Origin of the sequence: Paludicola sp. MB14-C6, assembly GCF_030908625.1 — a bacterium.
Lineage (GTDB): Bacteria > Bacillota > Clostridia > Oscillospirales > Ruminococcaceae > Paludihabitans.
On sequence record NZ_CP133133.1, the window covers coordinates 1465983 to 1486378 of the forward strand.

The 20396-nt window shown below is 34.4% G+C and carries 21 protein-coding genes; 5 read left to right on the forward strand and 16 right to left on the reverse strand.

The window, feature by feature from the left end:
• Window positions 1-159 precede the first annotated feature (159 nt).
• The 3 genes from RBG61_RS07090 (at window position 160) to RBG61_RS07100 (ending at window position 1960) form a co-directional block, all read left to right on the forward strand.
• A complete protein-coding gene (locus tag RBG61_RS07090; protein ID WP_307947160.1) occupies window positions 160-414 on the forward strand; it encodes a DUF2508 family protein in 255 nt (84 codons plus the stop codon).
• 28 nt (window positions 415-442) lie between these two features.
• Window positions 443-700, forward strand: a complete 258-nt coding sequence (locus RBG61_RS07095; protein ID WP_307947163.1) for a pro-sigmaK processing inhibitor BofA family protein — start codon at window positions 443-445, stop codon at window positions 698-700.
• A gap of 102 nt (window positions 701-802) precedes the next feature.
• On the forward strand, window positions 803-1960 hold the full coding sequence (locus RBG61_RS07100; protein WP_307947164.1) for a uroporphyrinogen decarboxylase family protein: 1158 nt from the start codon (window positions 803-805) through the stop codon (window positions 1958-1960).
• A gap of 34 nt (window positions 1961-1994) precedes the next feature.
• On the opposite strand, the gene RBG61_RS07105 is transcribed toward RBG61_RS07100, so the two are convergent.
• Window positions 1995-2852, reverse strand: a complete 858-nt coding sequence (locus RBG61_RS07105; protein ID WP_307947165.1) for an AraC family transcriptional regulator — start codon at window positions 2850-2852, stop codon at window positions 1995-1997.
• A gap of 101 nt (window positions 2853-2953) precedes the next feature.
• On the opposite strand from RBG61_RS07105, the gene hflX reads away from it, so the two are divergent.
• Window positions 2954-4204, forward strand: coding sequence for a GTPase HflX (hflX, locus tag RBG61_RS07110; RefSeq protein ID WP_373889741.1), 1251 nt, complete (start codon window positions 2954-2956; stop codon window positions 4202-4204).
• Between the two features lie 52 nt (window positions 4205-4256).
• On the opposite strand, the gene RBG61_RS07115 is transcribed toward hflX, so the two are convergent.
• The 15 genes from RBG61_RS07115 to rpmH all read right to left on the reverse strand — a co-directional run bounded on the left by RBG61_RS07115 (window position 4257) and on the right by rpmH (window position 18344).
• Entirely contained in the window at window positions 4257-4796 is a 540-nt protein-coding gene (locus tag RBG61_RS07115; RefSeq protein ID WP_307942217.1) for a DUF2284 domain-containing protein, read from the reverse strand.
• 91 nt (window positions 4797-4887) lie between these two features.
• A complete protein-coding gene (gene guaB / locus RBG61_RS07120; protein WP_307942219.1) occupies window positions 4888-6360 on the reverse strand; it encodes an IMP dehydrogenase in 1473 nt (490 codons plus the stop codon).
• A gap of 164 nt (window positions 6361-6524) precedes the next feature.
• Window positions 6525-7253 (reverse strand): acyl-[acyl-carrier-protein] thioesterase, encoded by a 729-nt coding sequence (locus RBG61_RS07125; protein WP_307942220.1) that lies wholly within the window; start codon window positions 7251-7253, stop codon window positions 6525-6527.
• 72 nt (window positions 7254-7325) lie between these two features.
• On the reverse strand, window positions 7326-8603 hold the full coding sequence (gene serS / locus RBG61_RS07130; protein WP_307942221.1) for a serine--tRNA ligase: 1278 nt from the start codon (window positions 8601-8603) through the stop codon (window positions 7326-7328).
• A 34-nt stretch (window positions 8604-8637) separates the two neighbouring features.
• Complete coding sequence (locus RBG61_RS07135) at window positions 8638-9498, reverse strand: ParB/RepB/Spo0J family partition protein (protein WP_307942222.1); 861 nt, start codon at window positions 9496-9498, stop codon at window positions 8638-8640.
• 5 nt (window positions 9499-9503) lie between these two features.
• A complete protein-coding gene (locus tag RBG61_RS07140; RefSeq protein WP_307942223.1) occupies window positions 9504-10271 on the reverse strand; it encodes a ParA family protein in 768 nt (255 codons plus the stop codon).
• A gap of 199 nt (window positions 10272-10470) precedes the next feature.
• Entirely contained in the window at window positions 10471-11268 is a 798-nt protein-coding gene (locus RBG61_RS07145; protein ID WP_307942225.1) for a ParB/RepB/Spo0J family partition protein, read from the reverse strand.
• A 145-nt stretch (window positions 11269-11413) separates the two neighbouring features.
• A complete protein-coding gene (rsmG, locus tag RBG61_RS07150) occupies window positions 11414-12127 on the reverse strand; it encodes a 16S rRNA (guanine(527)-N(7))-methyltransferase RsmG (protein WP_307942226.1) in 714 nt (237 codons plus the stop codon).
• A 45-nt stretch (window positions 12128-12172) separates the two neighbouring features.
• Window positions 12173-14053: a tRNA uridine-5-carboxymethylaminomethyl(34) synthesis enzyme MnmG gene (mnmG, locus tag RBG61_RS07155; protein ID WP_307942227.1), complete on the reverse strand. Its 1881-nt coding sequence runs from the start codon at window positions 14051-14053 to the stop codon at window positions 12173-12175.
• A gap of 17 nt (window positions 14054-14070) precedes the next feature.
• The gene (gene mnmE, locus RBG61_RS07160) at window positions 14071-15456 is read right to left on the reverse strand and encodes a tRNA uridine-5-carboxymethylaminomethyl(34) synthesis GTPase MnmE (RefSeq protein ID WP_307942228.1); all 1386 of its coding nucleotides are present in this window, start codon (window positions 15454-15456) and stop codon (window positions 14071-14073) included.
• A gap of 86 nt (window positions 15457-15542) precedes the next feature.
• The gene (jag, locus tag RBG61_RS07165) at window positions 15543-16334 is read right to left on the reverse strand and encodes an RNA-binding cell elongation regulator Jag/EloR (protein ID WP_307942229.1); all 792 of its coding nucleotides are present in this window, start codon (window positions 16332-16334) and stop codon (window positions 15543-15545) included.
• A gap of 20 nt (window positions 16335-16354) precedes the next feature.
• The gene (locus tag RBG61_RS07170; protein WP_307942230.1) at window positions 16355-17425 is read right to left on the reverse strand and encodes a YidC/Oxa1 family membrane protein insertase; all 1071 of its coding nucleotides are present in this window, start codon (window positions 17423-17425) and stop codon (window positions 16355-16357) included.
• Between the two features lie 42 nt (window positions 17426-17467).
• Complete coding sequence (gene yidD / locus RBG61_RS07175) at window positions 17468-17707, reverse strand: membrane protein insertion efficiency factor YidD (RefSeq protein ID WP_307942232.1); 240 nt, start codon at window positions 17705-17707, stop codon at window positions 17468-17470.
• Window positions 17704-18045: a ribonuclease P protein component gene (gene rnpA / locus RBG61_RS07180; protein ID WP_307942233.1), complete on the reverse strand. Its 342-nt coding sequence runs from the start codon at window positions 18043-18045 to the stop codon at window positions 17704-17706. Before rnpA ends, yidD begins: the two co-directional genes overlap by 4 nt.
• Before the next feature lie 164 nt (window positions 18046-18209).
• Window positions 18210-18344, reverse strand: a complete 135-nt coding sequence (gene rpmH, locus RBG61_RS07185) for a 50S ribosomal protein L34 (RefSeq protein WP_307942234.1) — start codon at window positions 18342-18344, stop codon at window positions 18210-18212.
• Between the two features lie 491 nt (window positions 18345-18835).
• Here rpmH and dnaA point away from each other — a divergent pair, with 491 nt between their 5' ends.
• Window positions 18836-20206, forward strand: coding sequence for a chromosomal replication initiator protein DnaA (gene dnaA, locus RBG61_RS07190; protein ID WP_307942235.1), 1371 nt, complete (start codon window positions 18836-18838; stop codon window positions 20204-20206).
• Window positions 20207-20396: the final 190 nt, after the last annotated feature.

The window sequence follows — 20396 nt, forward strand, 5'->3', positions numbered from 1 at the left end:
ATGATGATTTTATTTTAAAATTCTTATGTAAAAACTATATTTCTGCTTTTGTAAAATCTAAGTAAAATCAATTATTTTGTAAATTTTTTAAGTAAGTGAATATTTGGATGTATTAATACCAATAGTGATAACATAAAATGAACTAAAGGGGGCATATATATGGAAGGTATCCTAAACTTATTTTCAAAAGCAATGATCAAAACGAAAGTAAAAGAAGAACCCGATACAAAAGCACAAAATTTATTGGATCAAATTCGAGACACAGAGGTTGAAATGGGTGCTATTCGATGCTGTTTTGATATGGAAACCAATTTTGATTTAATTGATGCCTATATTCTTCAATTGGATGCTTTAGAAAAAAGATACTCCTATTTAATTAAACAAGCCAAACAACATGGTATTGTAGCTTTCTAAAATCAAAGACATAAACGAGGGATGACAGATGAGTACATTTGAAATTGTTTTAATGATTAGTTTGATTATACTTTTTGTTATAATGTGCGTATATTATTCAAAATGTAAGCATAAATTTATCAAGATTCTTTTTGGATTTTGTTCAGGAATAGTATTGTTGTATCCCGTAAAATTGATTTTATCAAGCTTTGGCCACATTATTGACATTAATATTATTACAATTTCTATTTCTGCAATTCTTGGCATTCCTGGAGTTGCGCTCATTGCTGCACTTTCTTTTTTATAATATGTATGCTTTTATTCTTTCTTATTTTTTCAAACGATAAAATCACCATATCTTGTTATAATCATATCAAGATATGGTGATTTTTATTGAAAGGATGATTTTATGTTACCAATAGATTTCAACAAACATAATGAACAAGTGTTGAAACTTCAAGAAGAAAAGAGAAATGGCATCCCAAGTAGAATGGAAATGACAATTTCCTGTAATCCACGTATGATTCTTTCCGATCCAAACCTTAACACAAATAATATTACATTTGAAAATTACATGAAAAATCCCCAACAGATGATGGATATTCAATGTCAATTTCAAGAATACAGCAGTAACAATATTATTTATGATCGCATCTTGGGGTTTGATTCACTTAAAGAACTAACTGTTTACACGGACTTACAAAACGTTTACGAGCCTAGCTATTATGGATGTGAAGTAGCTTATCATGGTATTTATGAACCGGGAACCAAAGTGTTATTAAATGATGATAACAAATATAGCTTTGTTGATAAACCGTTTCCAAGCTGTTTTGATGGTTTGGCAGGTAATATATTTACCTATTATGATTACTTTACGGAACAAATTAAAGCAGGCCGTACTTATAAAGGAAAGCCAATTGTTACTCCTATTCCCGTAGATGGATGTACCGATGGCCCGTTTACATTAGCTTGTTGTTTGCTTGGTGCTACTGAAATGTGTATTGATTTATATGAAGACGAGGCTTATGCAATGGCATTGCTGGAATACATAACAGATAGCACAATTTACCGAATTAAACAAACCCGTAAGCATTACGGATATCCAGAAAAACGAGACGGATTCTTTTTTGCAGATGATAGCATTGCTATGCTTTCTTGTAATGATTATCAAAAATTTATTTTACCGTTTCATAAAAAACTAATTCGTGAGCTTTCAACAGGAGTAAATCCGAATGGCATTCATCTCTGTGGTGATGCCTCCCGACATTTTAAAACAATAGCGAATGAGCTTAACGTAAATTCGTTTGATACCGGCTTTCCTATCCATCATGGTGCGCTTGTGCAAGAGCTAGGCCCCAATATTACAATTTCCGGCGGTGTACATGTATCTTTACTGCAATCAGGTACACCAGATGAAATTAAAGCGGAAGCAAAGCGAATCATTGATGAAGTAAAACCACATACTAAAAACTTTATTATGAAAGAAGCAAATAATCTTTCTCCTGCTACGCCACCGAAAAACATTCTAGCTTTATACGAAGCAGTAAAAGAATACGGAATTTATTAAAAATAGACCTTTTGGATGTAAAAATTCAAAAGGTCTATTTATTGCGATATTCACTGGCACTCAAGCCAACATATCGTTTAAATACCGTTGCAAAATACTGACTGGATGAAAAATTGAGTGCGACAGCTACTTGGGTAATTGGTAATTTCGTATATCGTAACATATCTTTTGCTACTTCAATTTTTTCTCTTACAATAAAATCATGAGGGGAAAAGCCTGTTGCTTCTTTAAACAATAAAATAAATTGAGTATAAGATAAATACTCTAATTCTGCTAATTGCTCAACTGTTATGTTTTCAAGAATATGCTCTTGAATATATGCAATACTTTTCAATATCGCCTTTTCTTTTGGCTTTTGCTCATTTTGCCTTTTAATTAGCTGAATCATTTCATAAAATATTTCTATATATAATCCCTTTATTCTATTATTATAAAATAAATCTTTTTGTTCATAAACATTAACCACTTGCTCCAAAAGTTGTTTGAACCTCGCGCTTCCCTGCACTTTTCTTGTATCCATTCCGAATAAAACTTGTTTTAATGTAAATAAATCCTTATCGTCTAAACCTAAAAATGCATTTGTATTCTCAGTTAAATGAAATATGATATAATATAAACCTGATTTTTGTTCCAAACTTTCTCCGCTGCTATGAAGTTCGTTTGGCTTTGTTAAAAATAACTCTCCACTACGACAATGGTATTCGTTTCCCTCCACCCAATAATCTTGGCATCCGTTAAAAAAATACACCATTTCAAAGCAGTCCTTGTGAATATGTGCTTCCAGCTTTTGATAAGTTGTTTGATAATCACATTTGCAGAAAATTAGTATTTCCGGTATGTTTGGAATTTGAATATTCACTTGACGTCTGGATGTATTCCTTGTTTTAATCAAAACGATACCTCCTTTTTCTTTATTATAACGAACGTATATTGCATTTACAAGTTGATTAATATTTTATGATAGTGGTATAATATACAAAATGAACGGAGTTGATTAGACTGTATAATACAGAATTAAAACCGCAGCGTGCTTTTTTAATCGCTGCCAATACAAATGAATATGATGTTGAAACCTCTTTGCAGGAACTCAAAGAGCTAGCCGAAACTGCCGGGGCTGAAGTTGTTGGTATGACAATACAAAACCTCCCTACTATCAATAACGCTACGTATATAGGAAAAGGTAAACTACTCGAAGTAAAAGAATATTGTGAGCAGCAAGATGTAGAAATGTTAATCTTTGATGATGAACTAAGTGGTGCGCAAATCCGAAACATCGAAGATGAAACCGGTATGAATGTAATCGACCGTACTATGCTCATCCTTGATATTTTTGCTTTAAGAGCGCTATCAAATGAAGGTAAGTTACAAGTGGAGCTGGCTCAGCAAAAATATCTATTGCCGAGACTATACGGTTTAGGTTCCCAGCTATCTCGTCAAGGTGGTGGTATTGGTACAAGAGGCCCAGGTGAAACCAAATTAGAAAGCGATAAGCGCCATATTCGCAGACGTATTGAAAGCTTAGAACAAGAACTAAAAGAGCTTGAAAAACGCAGAGATAATGTTCGAAAGCGTCGACAAAAAAATGACGTAATTACAATTGCCATTGTAGGCTATACCAACGTAGGAAAATCCACTCTTTTAAATCTGCTAACGGATGCAGGAGTACTCGCTAAAAATCAACTCTTTGCTACGTTAGATCCTACTGCACGTGAATTAAAATTAAAAGATGGTCAATCTGCTGTTATTATTGATACCGTTGGCTTGATCCAACGACTTCCTCACCAGCTTGTGCAAGCATTTAAATCTACTTTAGAAGAAGCTGCTAATGCAGATATTATTCTTAATGTTTGCGATATTTCAAACGAGAATGTCGATATACAAATAAAAGTCACCAAAGAATTATTGGATGAGCTTGGGTGCGGTGATATTCCAATTATAACTGTTTGTAATAAAATTGATAAAGTTAACAGAGAAGCTTTATCTCCAATGAATAATCGTACTGTTTTTATTTCAGCTCAAGAAAATATTGGTATTGATGATTTACTGGATTGTATTGCAGCTGTTCTTGCCGATTCAACTCGCCGCATGAATTTGCTAATTCCTTATGCAGAAGGCAGTTTATTGGATCGCATTCGCAGACAAGGTAAAATATTATCGGAAGAATACCAAGAAAACGGCACCTTGATTGATGCAATTCTTGATATAAAAATGGTTCAACAAGTGGAACAATATATAATAAAATAGCGAAATAATACCCAACGTAGAAATTGCTCTACGTTGGGTATTTCTGTTTTACTTATTGAAAAATGGCGCCAAAATATGTAACAGTGTTTTTGCCGTTAATATACTTCATGCCACATGCCTTAGCAAGCTCACTCACTTGTATTCCATGTGCTTCTAAAGAAGAATATGCCACAGACGGGAATCTACATGGTGTATTGGTTACTGCACCACATACTGCACAGATTCTGCATCCGCCAGCACTTAATACTTTAACAGGAGGATTAGATCCTGCATATAGCTGTGCTATTTTGTTTGTTAACTTATGAAACTGTTTCTGTCCCTCATCCATCCCCTCAATATCGTATGAATCTTCTAATTCATAAACACATTGATATACTAATACATTTTTGTATTGGGATAATTCAGAAATCAACTCATTGATATCGCCTATATGTGGTGGGCAAGTCCAATTTTTCCCGTATGCACCACATTGGTTCATTTCACAAGATTTTCGAATTTCAGGATAAAAAGCAACTTTACTTACGGGAATTACTTCCACTCTTTTTGCACCTAGCTTTAAAATTCTTTCGATACTATCTTTTAAAATATCCATATTCATTCTCCAAAATAAAGCCCGGTTTTCCCGGGCTATCTCTTTAGGTAAATTACTCTATTTCAATGTTAATACAAGCTGTTGTTCTGCTTTATGGATTTACAGAGTAGTTTGGTGCTTCTTTTGTAATATAGATGTCATGTGGATGACTTTCTTTTAAAGATGCACTTGTGATTTTAATAAATTTCGCTTTTTCATGTAGTTCATCAATTGTTCCACAACCTACATAACCCATACCGGCTTTGATACCGCCAACTAATTGGAAAATAGAATCAGCCAATAATCCTTTGTAAGGAACACGTCCTTCAACGCCCTCAGGAACAAGTTTTTTATTATCTTCTTGGAAATATCTGTCCTTGCTGCCTTTTGCCATTGCGCCAAGACTTCCCATTCCACGATATACTTTAAATTGTCTTCCTTGATAAATCTCGGAATCACTTGGTGATTCTTCACATCCGGCTAATAATGAGCCTAACATAACTGTTGTAGCTCCTGCTGCTAATGCTTTTACAATATCACCTGAATATTTAATACCACCATCAGCAATAACAGGAATATCATATTCTGCTGCTGCTTTTGCTGCATCAAATACCGCTGTAATTTGAGGAACACCAATACCTGCAACAACACGAGTTGTACAAATAGAACCAGGTCCAATACCAACTTTAACGGCATCTGCACCGGCTTTAATTAAATCAACTGCCGCTTCTGCAGTAGCAATGTTGCCTGCAATTAATGCAACATCAGGAAATGCTTGTTTTACCTTTTTCACACATTCCATAATACCCTTACTATGGCCATGTGCTGAGTCTAGTACCAATACGTCAACTTGTGCATCCACTAATGCTTTTGCTCTATCTAAAACATCAGATGTAACGCCAATTGCAGCTCCACATAATAAACGATCGTTTTTATCTCTTGCAGAATTAGGATATTGCACTGCTTTTTCAATGTCTTTTATCGTAATTAAACCTTTTAAATTACCTTCTTGATCCACTAAAGGAAGCTTTTCAATTTTATGTTTTCTTAAAATTTCTTGTGCTTCTTGTAATGTTGTGTTAATTGGTGCTGTAACCAAGTTTTCTTTTGTCATAACATCTTTAATTGGAATATTAAAATCTGTTAAGAAACGCAAGTCACGGTTGGTTAATATGCCGACCAATTTTCCATTTTCAACAACAGGAACACCGGAAATTTTATATTTTGCCATTAAATTATTTGCATCTGTTACCATATGCTCAGGGCTTAAGAAAAATGGATTAACGATAACGCCATTTTCACTTCTTTTTACCTTATCTACTTCTTCAGCTTGTCTTTCAATTGACATATTCTTATGAATAATACCAATACCGCCTTCACGAGCAGCAGCAATTGCCATTCTTGATTCTGTTACGGTATCCATAGCCGCAGTCATAAATGGTGTGTTCAAATAAATATCCTTTGCTAAGCGTGTTTTTAATGAAACTTGACTAGGTAAAATTTCGGACTTAGCCGGGATAAGTAACACATCGTCAAACGTGAGTCCTTCTTTTACAAACTTGTCTTCAAAGCTTGTTTTTAGCATCTTTGCACGTCCTTTCAAAATGATTGATTGTTATCTATTGTACCACTTTGAAACAATAAATAGCAAGACTCATAACTAGAGATTATCCTGTCAATTCCTTTTATGTTTTTGTGAGTATTGACGAAATTAATCACCATTATACTGCACATTTCTATTTGCTTTTATTATTTATCAAAAGTGAACTCACATTCAAAAGATTGTATTTGATTTAAATTACCAATTACTACTGTTTTATTATTCATACAATTTAATTTTATGATTAAATTTTGTCCAAGAATTGCTTCTTGCTTGAAATTGATTCTAAAATCGGTTAGTTTTTTATCCATCATTTCTTGAGGTAAAAAATCACAAGCAATTGCCGCATATACTGCGTTATAAACATGATTGTTTGCATCAATGTCTGAATAGACTATCTTTCTTGTTCCTTTTTTCTCTAATATTTCATCTATTTTAAATTTGGAAAGAGGAATAGTATGTACAATTTTTTCGGGCATTAAATTTGTGTTTCCTGTAAATGCGCTTGGCTTTTGAATATGTCTGGTTGTTGGATTTACTAATACCCATGCAGTTGCGGCTTCAATTATTTTTGTTTCATTTACATCATAAAACGCAAAGTTACGATAAAATAAAGGGCCTTTAATATCATGTTCCCAGGTATGTAATACAAGCTTTTCATCGGCTTTAGGCATTCGATCAATATGAATACTGACTCTGGAAAGCAAAAAAACAAAATTATGTTCCCAAAGCCAAGTATGAGAATATCCTTTGTCCGCATATGCTAATCCTGCAATGTCTGCCATGTGTTTCATGATTGTTGCTATTTTCGCACGTTTTTGATTATCACAATCGCAAAATTCTATTTCAATTTCTTTTGTAAAATATCCTTGATTCATAACAGTTCCTCCATAAAGCCAATGCAAAACAACCAGTATAACAATTAATTATCATACTGGTTGTATATTTTGTTATCCTATAATTGCTTTATTTCCCATATATGGTCTTAGTGCTTCCGGAATATTGATTGTTCCGTCTGCATTTAAGTTGTTTTCTAAAAATGCAATCAACATTCTTGGTGGTGCAACAACCGTATTGTTCAATGTATGTGCAAAATATTTACCATCTTCACCATTAACACGAATTTTTAAGCGACGTGCTTGTGCGTCACCTAAGTTTGAACAGCTACCAACTTCGAAATATTTCTTTTGACGAGGTGACCATGCTTCAACATCAATAGATTTTACCTTTAAATCTGCTAAATCGCCTGAGCAGCATTCAATTGTACGAACCGGTATATCTAATGTTCTAAATAAGTCAACCGTATTTCTCCATAGCTTATCAAACCAAACAGGGCTTTCTTCTGGTTTACAAACTACAATCATTTCTTGCTTTTCGAATTGATGAATACGATATACTCCTCTTTCTTCTAATCCATGAGCACCTTTTTCTTTTCTAAAGCAAGGTGAATAACTTGTAAGTGTTTGCGGTAATGTTTTTTCATCTAAAATAGTGTCAATAAATTTACCAATCATAGAGTGTTCACTGGTACCGATTAAATATAAATCCTCACCCTCTATTTTATACATCATAGCATCCATCTCTGCAAAACTCATAACACCTGTTACAACATTGCTTCGAATCATATATGGTGGAATACAATACGTAAATCCTCTATCAATCATAAAATCTCTTGCATAGGAGATTACTGCGGAATGCAAGCGAGCGATATCGCCCATTAAATAATAAAATCCATTACCTGCAACTTTTCTTGCACTATCTAAATCAATACCATTGAGCTTTTCCATAATTTCAGCATGATATGGCACTTCAAAATCAGGAACAACCGGCTCTCCGAAAATTTCCAGCTCCACATTTTCGCTATCGTCTTTTCCAATAGGAACGCTTGGATCAATGATATTTGGAATAACCATCATAATTTCTTTGATTTTTTCTTCTAACTCACGCTCTTTTTCTTCCAATGCCTTTAATTCGGTTGCTTGCTCGGAAACTTTCTTTTTCATGGCTTCTGCTTCCTCTTTTTTGCCTTGTGCCATTAAATTTCCGATTTCCTTTGAAAATTTATTTCTATCTGCTCTTAAATTACCTGCATCTTGGATTGTTTTTCTATTTTCTACATCTAAAGCAATCACTTCATCAACAAGAGATAGTTTTTTATCTTGAAATTTCTTTTTAATATTCTCTTTTACTGCGTCTGGATTTTCTCTTACAAATTTAATATCTAACATGCTGGATTTCCTTTCTTTTTCCCTTTTTTAATATTTAATGATTATCCGCTAATCGTTTTGCCAGTTCTTTTAGCTCATCTATACTATAGAATTCAATTTCCAATGTGCCTTTTGTTTCATTTCCTGTAACTTTCACTTTTCGATGTAATTCTTCGGTTAAAGCCAACTCCACTTCTTGTAAATAACTATTCTTTTTGATTTGAGATTCTTTTTTTGTCTTTTCTTTCTTTTCAGTTGGTTTTTTTGCTAATTTTTCAACATCACGAACAGTTAGCCCTTGTGCAACTGCTTTTTTTCCGACTTCTAGCATTAATTCTTCTGTTTCAAGCCCTAAAATTGCTCTGGCATGACCAGACGATAATACTCCATCTTGTACGAATTCTAATATTTCTTTTGGAAGGTTTAATAACCGTAATGTATTTGCAATCGCCGATCGTGATTTTCCTACACTCGTAGAAACATCTGCTTGCGTCATATTATAAGTGTCCATTAACTCTTTATAGCCTTGCGCTTCCTCAATTGGATTTAAATTTTCTCTTTGTAGGTTCTCAATTAGCGCAATTTCCATAGTTTTTGTATCATCATAATCACGTATGATAACCGGAACTTCTCGTAAACCTGCCATTCTGCTTGCTCGCCATCTACGCTCACCGGCAATTATTTGATACCCACCGGTTTGAATTGGCCTCACCAAAATTGGTTGAATTACACCATGTTCTCGAATGGAATCTGCTAATTGCTGCAAAGCTTCATCTTCAAATGCTTTTCTAGGCTGATTTCTATTTGGCTCAATTTCGTTAATACTGATTACTTCGGTCGACGAGCCCTCTATTTTGGTTGCATTATCAATAAATAATGCATCTAATCCTTTTCCAAGCCCTTTTTTTACTGCCAAATGTTTCACCCTCTATTCTTTTTTATTACTTCATCCGCTAAATCTATGTATGCCTTTGTTCCTGTCGATCCTTTATCATAATAATATACAGGTTGTCCAAAGCTTGGCGCTTCTGACAAGCGTACATTTCTTGGAATAGCAGTTTTATATACTTTATCGCCATAATACTTTTTGACTTCTTGTAATACTTGTGTTGTCAAATTCAATCTACCATCATACATTGTGAGCAATACACCCTCAATATCTATTGTTGGGTTATACATCTTCTTTACTTGTCGAACAGTTGCCATCAGCTGGGTAAGCCCCTCTAATGCATAATATTCACATTGAATTGGCATAAATAAGGTATCACAGGCTGTTAATGCATTTAAGGTAATCAAGCCTAACGATGGAGGACAATCAATTAAGATATAATCATACTCTTCTTTCAGCTCTACTATCGCTTTTTTTAATACACTTACTCGATCATTTGCTTCTACAAGCTCAATTTCTGCACCTGCTAAGCTAATATTGGATGGTATAATAAATAAATTCTTAAATGCAGTCTTTATAATCACATCTTTTGCAGTTGCATTCCCTGTTAATAAGTCATACGACGATTTTTCAATCTCTCTTTTATTTATTCCAACTCCACTGGTTGCATTTCCTTGAGGATCTATATCAATAATGAGTGTTTTTTTCCGTTTTACACCCAAAGAGGCCGCAAGGTTCACCGTTGAAGTTGTTTTTCCAACCCCACCCTTTTGGTTGGCGATTGCAATTATTTTACCCATTTTAAACCTCCTTTATTTCGCCTTTTTATTGTTCTTTTTTATTATAGCAACTTTTGTTGCTTTATACAACTGTTTCTCTTAAAATGTTTCACGTGAAACATTTTGGAGCAAAAAACAGAAAAAGCAGCAGATTTCTCTGCTGCCTCTTCTGTTGATGGTTAGGGGAATGGTTATTTATTTCAAGGAGTTACCTCGAAACCTAATTTACTAGTGGAATTTTTACAACATACTCAATAAAATCGCCACTTTCAATTTTTTGAGCCGATGCCGGTATTCCGGATTGATTCATAACTTTAATTGCATTGTTAATTGTATTGAAAAAAAGTCGAATGTCTTTTACAACTAATTTGCTGTGTTGCGTATGAATTGGTTTTGCGTTTACAAGTGCATCCACATATTTTTCGGTTTGTAAAGAGCTTAATTTATGCGCACTAATATACTCAATTGCATTAAATATCTTACTATCATCTGTTAGCTTTAAAAGAGCCCTTGCTTGCCGCTCTGTTAACTGATTTCCTAATATTAAATTTTGAGTTAACTCATCAAATCGAAGTAAACGCAATTTATTTGCAATTGTAGACTGGGCTTTTCCTAAACGTTCCCCGAGCTCTGTTTGGGATACTCCCCATTCTACAATTAAATTTTTCAAAGCAATTGCTTCTTCAAAGTAATTCAAGTCCGTTCGCTGTAAGTTTTCAATTAGTGCGATAACAGCGGAGTCTTTATCTGTCATATCCACAATAATACTTGGAATTGTTCTCATATTAGCGATTTTACATGCCCGTAATCTTCGTTCGCCTGAAATCAACTCAAAATGGCTATCTACTCGTCGTACTGTAATTGGCTGTAATAAACCATTTACTTTAATACTATCTGCTAAACTTTCCAAATCTTTTTGTGAAAATGTCGATCTTGGCTGAGCAGGATTTGGAACAATCAACTCAGTATCAATTAACACAACGCGGTTAATCTCTTTCAGTTTACCGTTACTAGCCAAAAAAAATCGCCTCCGTATCAAACTACATCCTAAAGAACAATAAAGCTTGTCCTTTATCTGTACTATAACACAAAGGCGAGAAATATTCCATATATTTCCATCTTCAAATTCAATTACATTTTCCCTTTTTCCGACAAAACTAAAATTACATTATTGGCTGTTTTTTCATTTTGCCAAAGCTTCTAGGATATTTTGTCGGAGTTTGCGAAATCTTTTTTACAACCACTATTGCTCTTTTTCCAGAATCTTTTAATTCATATTTTTTCACATCAACAATTTGCCCGCCCAACACTTTTATAGCAGCCTTTGCTTCTTCAAGCTCTTCTTCTATTTCAAAGCCTTTTAAAGCAACAAAATATCCTCCAACCTTTACAAAAGGAAGGCAGTATTCGCTTAATTCTCTTAAGTGAGCAACTGCACGAGCCGTTGCATAGGTGAATTTTTCTCTCAATTCTGGTTGCTTTCCTGATTCCTCTGCTCTTCCATGTATGCATTGTGCTTTCACACCAACGTTTTGCACTACTTCATTTAAAAAGTTAATACGCTTATTTAAGCTATCCAACATGGTAAGCTGCATGGAATCACATATAATTTTACAAGGCAGCGAAGGAAACCCTGCTCCTGTTCCTACATCAATTAAAGAAAACGGTTCCTTTGTTTGAATATGATTCAGCAATAAAAAACTATCTATAAAATGCTTCATTACAATGTCATCCGGTTCAGTAATTGCTGTTAAGTTAATCTTCTCGTTCCATTCTACTAATAGTTGTGCATATTGATCCAGTTTCAGAAGTTGTTCATCTGATAAAAGATATCCAATATCACACGCTTCATTTTTTAAAAGCTCTAAATTCAGCATCTAAATAATTTCCTTTCCATATTGCCGATCATTTATGATAAAAAGCTATTTTTCCTTGCTATGTTGAGATAACCAAATAAGCAATACTGAAATATCAGCTGGACTAACTCCAGAAATACGAGAGGCTTGTCCGATATTTTGCGGCATAATCTTAGTCAACTTTTCTTGGGATTCTAAGCTTAGTCCCGAAATTGACTTGTAACATACATCCGCAGGCAGTTTTTTTGCTTCTAATTTTCTCATTTGCTCTACTTGAGACAATTGTTTTTGAATATAACCCTCATATTTGATTTCTATTTCAACTTGTTCTGAAATTTCTCGTGACAATTGAGGCTTATTGCTATCAAATTGAATCACATCTTGATAACTTAATTGCGGACGACGAATCAGCTCAATCAAACGAATTCCGGTTGTAATCTCAGATGTTTCACGTGAAACAAGCATTTCATTCAGCTCTTTTGTGGGAGGAACAGATACCCTCTTTAAACGCTCAATTTCCGCATCAATTGTTTTCACTTTTTCCAAGAAATTCTGATAACGCTCTTCTGAAATCAAACCAATATCATGTCCTAATGGTGTTAATCTCTTGTCTGCATTATCTTGTCTTAAAATTAAGCGGTATTCACTTCGAGAGGTCATCATACGGTATGGGTCGGAACATCCTTTTACAACTAAATCATCAATAAGCGTTCCAATATATGAACTTGCTCTATCCAAAATAACAGCTTGTTTACCTAGAATACTGTGAGCAGCGTTAATACCTGCAATTAAACCCTGTGCAGCGGCTTCCTCATATCCGGATGTACCGTTAAATTGACCTGCACCATATAAGCCTTTTACTTTTTTAAACTCTAAAGTAGGTAATAATTCTAATGGATCGCAACAATCATATTCAATTGCATATGCACTTCGCATTACCTCGGCATGTTCAAATCCCCTTATTGTACGAATAAAAGCAAGTTGAACGTCTTCAGGCAAAGAGGATGACATTCCCTGCATATACATTTCTTCATTATCAAGTCCCATAGGCTCAACAAAAAGCTGATGACGGGATTTATCCGCAAACCTTACAACCTTATCTTCAAAGCTTGGACAATAACGAGGTCCAACGCCCTCAATTCGACCTCCATAAATCGGTGAACGATGAAGATTCTTGCGTATTACTTCATGAGTCGTTTCATTCGTATAGCCAATGTAACATTTTACAATGTTTTTCAATTCGCCCTTGGTTTCAAAAGAAAACGGCGTAATAATTTCATCGCCATCTTGCTCTTCTAATACTGAAAAATCAATACTTCTTCTATGAATACGAGAAGGTGTTCCTGTTTTAAACCTACGGATTGTTATTCCCAACTCTCGAAGTTGATCGGTTAAACCAACGGATGGTGCAACCGCATCCGGACCACTTGAATAAGAAACTTCACCAACATGGATAACTCCATTTTGGTATGTTCCACTACATACAATCGCTGCTTTTACTTTATATATCGCACCCAAACGAGTAATTACTTCAGTTATATGCTGATTTTCATCAACGGTAACACTTACAACCTCGTCTTGCTTTATTCTTAAATTTTCTTGATGCTCCATTACTTGCTTCATATAATTATGATATGCTCTTCTATCACTTTGTACACGAAGACTATGAACAGCCGGTCCTTTACCACGATTCAACATTCTACTCTGTAAAAACGTTTTGTCAGCAGCTTTTCCCATTTCTCCGCCAAGTGCATCAATTTCACGCACAAGATGTCCTTTTGCTGTACCACCAATAGAAGGATTACAAGGCATATTTGCAATTCCATCCAATGTTAATGTAAAAACAATCGTTTCCACACCAAGTCGAGCACATGCTAGTGCAGCTTCCACACCGGCATGCCCTGCGCCAATTACTGCAACATCATATTCTCCCATATAATAACTCATATATTACCCTCACCTTTTTACTTGCCAACACAGAAATGTGAAAAAACTTGATCAACCAGCGCAGTCGTAATTCTGCCGCCTGTCAATTCCAAAAGAGCATCAATTGCCATTTCAATAGAAACCGTAACTGCATCTAACGTCATTCCATATGCCAATGCATCAATGCTTTCCTGTAAATACTGTTGCGCACGAATTGCACACTCTCGTTGACGCTCATTCGCTAGCATCCCAGCAGATGTATCTACCTCGTTTAAATGCAATTCGTCTGTAATCATAGTATCAAGCTCATGAATACTATCAGCATTTTTTGCACTCATTAAAATAACATGCTTAAAATACTGCTTAATTTCTTCTATATCCAGTACATTCGGCAAATCTGTTTTATTTACAATTGCTATACATAATTTTTCATTTACACCAAGCATAATTTCTCGGTCTTCTTGCGTTAATGGCTCAGAAGCATCAAAAACAGCCAACACCAAATTTGCTTGATCCATTCTTTTCTTTGCAATTTCAACTCCAAATTGTTCAACAGTATCATCCGTTTCACGAATTCCCGCAGTATCCGCAAGCTTGAGCATAATATCACCAAGCATAACGGTTTCTTCGATAATATCTCGTGTTGTTCCCGCAATATCCGTTACAATACTCTTTTGAGAACCAACTAATAAATTCATCAAGGTTGATTTTCCAACATTCGGTTTCCCAACAATTACGGTTTCAATACCCTCTTTAAAAATTTTTCCGGTATCATAAGTTTTCAACAATTCATGGATTGTATTGTTAGCAACTTGCAAGGAGTTATTTAAGTTGTCCTCTTCAACTACAGGAATATCCTCTTCTGGATAATCAACCCATGCAGCTAGATGTCCTGCAATATTAAGCAAATCTTGCTGAACCTTCTTAATTTTTTGGAACAAAGCGCCGTCAAGCTGTGCTTTGGCTGCATTCAGTGCCTGCTTGTTTTGAGAATTGATCATATCCACAACAGCTTCAGCTTGGGTCAAGCTCAATTTCCCATTTAAAAAAGCCCTTTTGGTAAACTCTCCTGCTTGTGCCATTACTGCTCCATTTTCTAAAACAGCACGAAGCACTTCACGAGTAACATAAATTCCTCCATGGCAAGAAAGTTCAACAACGTCCTCTCCCGTATAGCTTTTAGGAGCACGATAAACAACGGCAACAGAAGTATCGATTTCTTTATTATTATGAAATACAGCACCATATGATGCGGTATATCCCTTTTTATCCTTTAATAAAACACCACTTTGAGCACGAAAAACACGGTCCGCAATTTTTATGGAATCTTCACCGGATATTCGTATAATGGAAATTCCGCCAACACTCAACGGCGTCGCAATCGCTGCGATTGTAGTGTCACTTTGAAACGTTATCTCATTCATTATTTTCTTCCTTTTTCATTTAGACAAGAAAAGTCTGGGCAACGCCCAGACTTCTAGCCCTAACTGGGCGACTATCCGCATTCACTTTATAGCTCTATTTTTGAATATAGCTCTGCCTTTTTTTCTTTATCTTTAAAATCATTCTTCAAAATTTCTTCCATTGTTCTTTCCGGTTTATGAACATATGGTTTCTTATAATCATCTTTACGATTATAATTTCTATTAAATTTAACTGGAGTTTCACTCATAATAACTACTCGACGATTTGGCTCTTCGCCTTTTGATTTAGAAAATACACCATCAATATCAGAGACAACAGAGTGAATAATTCTTCTCTCATAAGGATTCATTGGTTCTAATAATTGACTTCTTCCGGTTTTCTTTACTTTTTGAGCAATTCGGTTTGCAAGAGACTCTAACGCTTGTTCTCTTTTATCTCGATAATTACCACAATCAAGGGTAATACGATAGTAATCGCCATCCACACGATTACAAGTTAAAGCAACTAAATATTGAAGAGAATCCAATGTTTCCCCATGGTGACCAATTAAAGCAGCAATTCCATCACCTTCAAATGTAACAACAGCACCGTCTTCTTTTTCTTCAATTTTCATTTCAACATGAGCAAGATCCATTGCATCTAAAATGTCTCTTAAATAAGATTTGGCAACATCTAATTTTGTTAGAACAGGGGCTTTTTCTACAACCTCAACCCATGCTTTTACGATTGCCTCACCTTTTAATTTACCAAACAAAGACTTTTTTGGAGTTTCAATCACTTCAATTTGACAATTTTCTCTGTCTACGCCTAAATCCTCAACCGCTTTGAGGATTGCTTCTTCAACAGAAGCGGCTTTCGCAATTACTTCTTGAATCATTTTATGACCTCCGTTAAAAATTAGTCGCCGGAATATTCATCGCCATATTTTTCAGCAGCCCTTTTGCGAGCTTCTGCTAAACGAATCTTCGCTAAATCTTTTTCTTTTACAGAAGATAAATCAATTTCTTTTTCTTCTTTAATACCCTTATCAATAGCTGAAATCGGTTTTTTTCCTTTTGCTTCTAATCGTTTATTGTATGCATCTAAATTTTCACGACGCTTTTTCATTTTTTCACGAGCTCTTTGAGCTGCCTTGCTGTTGTCATTAGCTAATTTTTCAGGAGTATATATTCTTCCAAGAACATAAGTTTGGCCAACCATAAACAAGTTAGAAACAATCCAATACAAACCAACACCGGCAGGTAATTGGAATGCAAACCAAACAGACATTAACGGCATGAAATACATCATCCATTTCATTGCGCCTTGCATTTGTGTTCCATTTTTTGCTTGTTGACGCATAGAAATCCAAGTAGTAGCGAAAGCAGTTATACCGGATAAAATCGGTATTAGAATCAGCCAATTCCATCCTAATTGAGGAGTTTCTCCAAGATTAAATCCCATAAACTCCATTTTGAAGTGTTGAATTTTATCTAATACATTCGCATCAATTACAGAACTGAATTGAGCAGCATTTTCTTGAATTTTATTAATCAAAACAATTTCAGATCCACTAGTGGTTCCAATATTCGCAATTTTCAAAGCTTGCGCAATTGCCTCTTTTGGAATATGAAATAGATGGCGTAATGGATAATAAATAACGTCGATAATACCAAAAAGCAATAAAAACTGAACAACCATTGGCAAACATCCGCCAGTTGGGCTAACACCCTCTTGTTCATATAACTTCATCATTTCTTCTTGATACTTTTGTTTATCTTTACCGCATTTCTTTTCTAAAGCTTTTAGCTTTGGTTGAAATACAGCCATTTTTGCAGTACTTTTTTGTTGCTTAATAGAAAGCGGATACAAAGCGAGCCTTGTTAAAAGAATAAAGATGATTAAAGACCATCCATAATTGTTAATTACTTGGAATATCCAATACATGACATAGCCAAGAGGAGCACCTAAAAAATATAAAAAGTTCATTTTTACCTCCATTAAAGACGTTGAACTAAATTCCGAAAAAAATTATTTCTTTGATTTTATGAAATGAAATTCCGTCGGTACGGGATCTAACCCTCCATTACAAAAAGGATGACATCTCAAAATTCTTTTAATAGCTAGATAGAAACCTTTTAAAAATCCAAACCTCTGTATTGCTTGAATCGCATAAGCAGAGCAAGTTGGATAAAACCTGCAAGTTGCAGGAAATAAAGGGGATATCAATTTTTGATAAATTCGAATTAAAAAAATAGCAATCTGTTTCATCGTTTTTGCAAAGTCAAAATTTGCTTTTTCATTAAAGCCTTTATTTGTTGCGTCTTAGAAGATGGAGTTTCTGTTCTTGCTACAAAAACAAAATCATAGCCATTTCCTTCAATTTCACCTTGTTGCACCAACTCAATAAAAGCTGTTCTGATTATTCTTCGTGCTCGATTTCTTAAAACAGCACTTCCAATTTTTTTCGAAGTCGTTATACCATAACGAACCTCTTTTCCCTTGTTTTTCACCATATAGGTTACCAATAAAGGGTGTGGTTTATATTTTCCTTGAAAATATGCCCTTTTAAATTCTTTATTCAATTTTAAAGTTAATATTTGCTTCATGAAAAATAGTCACCTTACCATATTACTCCAATAGTAACCTTACCATATTTTGAATCAATATGCAATTGATTTTATTAAAAATAAAGACCACTTTAAGCAGTGGTCAGTTTTTTTTAGTTTTACACAAAAACTACACCACACATAAATGAAAGGTGGCACAAAACTTAGTGAGTTAATCTTTTTCTACCTTTTGCACGACGACGAGCTAGTACTTTTTGTCCGTTTTTAGTAGCCATTCTCTTCATAAAGCCGTGAACTTTTTTTCTGTGAAGTTTTTTTGGTTGATATGTTCTTTTCATATTCTAATCCCCCTTCAAAAAGACGATATTTTATCATCTATATTTTTAAAGCAAGCCTCTTAAACACATAAAGAAGTGCTTAAAAATTAGGCGAAACCTTGCAATTTAATATTATAAACCATTCTCACATATTTTGTCAAGCAATTTTGTTTCAAACTAAAATTTTTTAACAATACTGGTTTATAGAAAGTGAAATGATATGAAAATTGTTAAAATATCTCTTCCTTATTATATATATACAAAATATCATGTTTAAAACTTGAAAAACAGTTGTACAAAAGTTAATAATTTGTTATAATAGGATTCAAGCGACTACTATTGTTTCAACCAAACTCAACAATCAATTAACAATACTACAAACAAGTTATCCACTTTTACACTTGCTCTGTTTAGTATTTGTTTAAAAGCAGTTGATATTATTTCTTCATCAAAAAAATATTAGGAAACAAACATAGTAATGAGCGATAAATTAAAATGGAGGTCTTTTCAACATGGAGTCTTTTATTGAAGTGTTTAATCTTGTAAAAGAGTTTGTTAAAGAACGTGTTTCAGATGTTGCCTACAGTTGTTGGATTGCATTTATTGAACCGGTTAAGTTTGAAGACAACAAAGCAATCATCTATATTAAAACAGCCTTTCAACGAGATATCCTTCAAAAACAGTATATGGACAAGATTAAAGATGGCTTTAATGCAGTTTTAGGTTTTCCTATTGAAGTAATTATAGCTACAGAGGACGATATCAACGAATATATTGGCAATGAATTTCTACCAAATCAAAGTCGTTTAATTGCTAAAGATCCTGATATTGCTCCACCACCTCAACCAAAAATTGACCATGAGGGTGGTAATTATGAATATACTTTTGATACTTTTATCGTTGGTGCATCAAATAACTTTGCTTATGCTGCTTGTAAAGCGATTGCAACCCAACAATCCGGTTCCTATAACCCCCTTTTCATCTATGGCCCTTCCGGATTAGGAAAAACCCATCTACTTTCTGCAATAAGCAATGAAATTAAAAAAACCAACCCTGATAAAAACATTATATCCATTAGCAGCGAATCATTTACAAATGAACTGATTGCGGCTATCGGAACCAAAACAATCAATAGCTTTCACAATAAATACAGAAAAGCAGACATCTTATTGGTGGATGATATTCAATTTATTGCCGGTAAAGAAAGTACACAAGAAGAATTTTTCCATACATTTAATGAGCTTTATCAAGTAGGAAAACAAATTGTATTAACCTCAGACCGTCCGCCTAAAGACATTAAAACGCTAGAAGATAGGTTAAAAAGCAGATTTGAATGGGGCCTTTTAACCGATATCTCTCCACCGGATTTTGAAACACGAATTGCAATTATCAATCGAAAAGCAGATTTACTGCAAATCGAAATTCCTGCCGATGTCAGCGAATTTATTGCAAATCGTCTAAAAACAAACATTCGTCAATTAGAGGGTGCCGTTAAAAAAATAAAAGCATATAAATTACTTGCGGGTTCCCCACCTTCTATTAACGTTGCACAAACCGTTATTAAAGAAATTTTAAATGATAATCAACCGGTACCCGTAACAGTAGAGCGCATCATTGAAGAAGTTGCTAAAACCTATTCAGTTACTCCTGAAGATATCCGTTCCAATAAACGTTCCGCTCAAATTTCAACAGCAAGACAAGCTGCTATTTATATTGTAAGAGAAATTACACAAATGTCTTTAGCCCCTATCGGCGAAGAATTTGGCGGTCGTGACCACTCAACAATCGTTTATGCTTTACGTCAAGTGGAAAAACAAATGCAAACCGATTCTAGGCAAAAAGGAATTATTGAAGACATCATTAAAAATATTCGTAATAAATAAAGTTGTTGATAACTTTTTCAACCGAATTAATACGAATTTTTCTATGTTTAAAATGCTCTTTTCTTTTCCACCTTTTATTCAACAAAAATTAAACCTTCCACACGAAAATTTGTTAAACAATGTTTATAACTTTTTTTATTCAACTTATTCCACAATTCTATCACATCAGATTCACAATACTAAAAGTCTA